Genomic DNA, 2,340 nt, shown 5'->3' with positions numbered 1-2,340 from the left:
AAAACTCCGCAGTTTTGCCGAAGTCGCGTTTCAGTAGAGCGCTACCCCGCTTCTCGGCGGACCCCCGCGATTTTCAGCATGTCGGCGCGTTCGCCGACCGGACCACACGCAATGCCGCTTCAGAGCGACAGGATCATCGGCCATGACCTCGAACGTCTCGCGTTTCGCTTCACCATGACGGGTGAGGGCGAAACCGTGCAATGCCAGATCAGCGACGCCGCTATGGACGAACTCGCGGGCATGCAGGGCACCGAAAGCAGCGCGCGCCAGGCCCAGTTCCTGTCGCTGCGCCAGACCATCGAGCAGATCGCCTCGGACCTCTACGACGAGGCGCCGCGGGTCCAGGGCCACGTGGTGCGGATCTTCATGCGGCATTTGGAGCGCTAGTCGGGCAACTTGCCTCGGAAAGAAAGCATTAAGATCGTCTTTTGGTTGTATTGGATGCCAACGACGCGGTGTGAGATCATCCGAGCTCCCGGGTCTTCCATGATGCTCGCATGACCATACGATCCATCTTGCTCCTTCTCGCGGTCGCCGTACTGGCCGGGAACCTCATGTATGGGCACTTGGTCGGGCCAAGCGCGTTTGCCCGCGATTTTGATCAGAACATCGCGCGTTTCCCTTTGGCTGCGTCGATCGCCCGCAGTGATCCGAAGCTCAGGGATATCGTCCTCCAAGATACTGAAAAGGCGTTCAACGGTGGCGGATGGCCTGCCGCCAATGGCGCGCTGAACATGATCCTTGCCCGGGAGATGGACGCTTATGCCGACGATGAGCGCATCAATGCGCTTGAGCGAGCGGTGTTGGCGGCTCTCTTGAAGCTGGCCAGCAATCCACTGGCGTGCAAGTCCTATCTTTTGGCCGGCTACGAGCCGGGCGAACTCGCAGACGCTGCGCCGGAGCTAAAGCAACTGAGCGCGGCAACTGGAGCGGCGATTGCAAACGGCTTTGAACGTAAGGCCAATGGTGTTGCCCGTGCAGAGGCAACCGACGCTGAGATCGCGGCGATCGAGACGCGATTGAACCTGGGCCCGTTCGCTGCACTCACCCGCCAAGAGTTCGGAGCCGAGGCCAGATATCTCGACGGTAACCCCGAACTGCTCTGCAGCGCGGCCATCAAGAGGCAGCTCAATCTGCTCGCGGCGGACAGTGCCGAGGCCGCCCATATCTCGCGTATACGAAGATCCAGAGATTGTAGGATTGATATTGTCGAAGTTCGCGCGAAGTTGTGTCGCGAGCCCGGCAACGGCTTATCCTGCTCCTGACGGTGGCGAGCTGATCGCTTCGCCGGCTCACCCCTCCAGCTTCCTCAGCAGCAGCTTCAGCGCCGTCGCCGCGAACACCTGCATGTTCGCGAGCCGGTCGCCGCTCGCCGTCTCCAACGTCATCACGTCTGCGGCGGGCCCCGCCACCGCCATGCAGCTATGGCCGGCGGCGTCGCCGTAGCGGTTGCCGGTGGGGCCGGCGGCGCCGGTTTCGGACAGGCCCCAGTCGCAGTTGAACCGGGTGCGCATCTGTTCGGCCAGGAGCCTCGCGTAGGGCTCCGAGGAGGACCGAAAGCCCTTCATCCCGTCATCCGAAATATCCATCAGCACGCGCCGTGCGTCGCGGGTGTAGACGACCGCGCCGCCGAGGAAGTAGGCCGAGGCGCCGGGCACTGCGAGCAGGCTGGCCGAGATCAGGCCGCCGGCGGAGGATTCGGCGACCGCAACGGTCTGCTTGCGCGCGATCAGCCTGGCCGCGACCTGCTCCGCGATACCGACCAATTCCTTCATCTCTCTACCCCTCATTGCCATGCAACCGAGCTCAGCTGTCCTAGCATAGACGAAAGCGCTGGCCGAGTTGCAGGCGGCGGGCAGGCCTGCTTCAATGGCGCATGCAAGGCGGCCGGCAAGCGCTGCCCTGGACAAGACGAGGAAACGTGGGAAGGGAGACGTGATGGCGTCCCTGATTGCCGGCGGTGTCGATTGCGACGTGCATCCGGCCTTGCCGCATCTGACCAGCCTGCTGCCCTACCTCAATGATTACTGGCGCGATCAGGTGACGACGCGCGGCATGGTCGACCTCGTCTCGCAATCCTACCCGCAGAATTCGCCGATCACGGCACGGCCCGACTGGCGGCCCGAACAAGGGAAGCCGGGCGAGAGCCTCGCCGACATGCAGCGCCATGTGCTCGAGCCGTTCCAGCTTCGCTACGCCATCTGCAATCCGCTCTACGGCGTGCAGATGGTGTTCTCGGAGGACATGCAGGCCGCGTTCTGCCGGGCGCTCAACGACTGGCTGGTGAAGGAATGGCTCAACCGCGATGTGCGGCTGCGCGGGTCGATCGTGATCCCGACC

4 protein-coding genes are annotated in these 2,340 nt (G+C 63.5%); 3 read left to right on the top strand and 1 reads right to left on the bottom strand.

What is annotated here, in order from left to right:
* Nucleotides 1-111: 111 nt before the first annotated feature.
* Both NLR35_RS33830 and NLR35_RS33825 read left to right on the top strand, forming a co-directional pair.
* Nucleotides 112-387 (top strand): DUF1488 family protein, encoded by a 276-nt coding sequence (locus NLR35_RS33830; protein WP_306577856.1) that lies wholly within the window; start codon nucleotides 112-114, stop codon nucleotides 385-387.
* Between the two features lie 110 nt (nucleotides 388-497).
* Nucleotides 498-1,265: a hypothetical protein gene (locus NLR35_RS33825; protein ID WP_257170874.1), complete on the top strand. Its 768-nt coding sequence runs from the start codon at nucleotides 498-500 to the stop codon at nucleotides 1,263-1,265.
* Between the two features lie 27 nt (nucleotides 1,266-1,292).
* Here NLR35_RS33825 and NLR35_RS33820 read toward each other — a convergent pair whose 3' ends face one another.
* Nucleotides 1,293-1,775, bottom strand: coding sequence for a CinA family protein (locus NLR35_RS33820; protein ID WP_257170873.1), 483 nt, complete (start codon nucleotides 1,773-1,775; stop codon nucleotides 1,293-1,295).
* Nucleotides 1,776-1,938: 163 nt separating this feature from the next.
* Between NLR35_RS33820 and NLR35_RS33815 the strand changes: the two genes are divergently transcribed.
* Nucleotides 1,939-2,340: amidohydrolase family protein (locus NLR35_RS33815; RefSeq protein WP_257170872.1), on the top strand; the 402-nt coding region annotated here is incomplete at its 3' end.

Source organism: Bradyrhizobium sp. SRS-191, from assembly GCF_024586915.1.
In the GTDB taxonomy this organism is placed as follows: domain Bacteria; phylum Pseudomonadota; class Alphaproteobacteria; order Rhizobiales; family Xanthobacteraceae; genus Bradyrhizobium.
This window is presented reverse-complemented; position numbering and strand designations above follow the sequence as displayed.

Bases quoted from the DNA above. Each gene is read 5' to 3' on its own strand.
- NLR35_RS33820 (WP_257170873.1), bottom strand. From the start codon at position 1,775: ATGAAGGAATTGGTCGGTATCGCGGAGCAGGTCGCGGCCAGGCTGATC.
- NLR35_RS33825 (WP_257170874.1), top strand. From the start codon at position 498: ATGACCATACGATCCATCTTGCTCCTTCTCGCGGTCGCCGTACTGGCC.
- NLR35_RS33830 (WP_306577856.1), top strand. From the start codon at position 112: ATGCCGCTTCAGAGCGACAGGATCATCGGCCATGACCTCGAACGTCTC.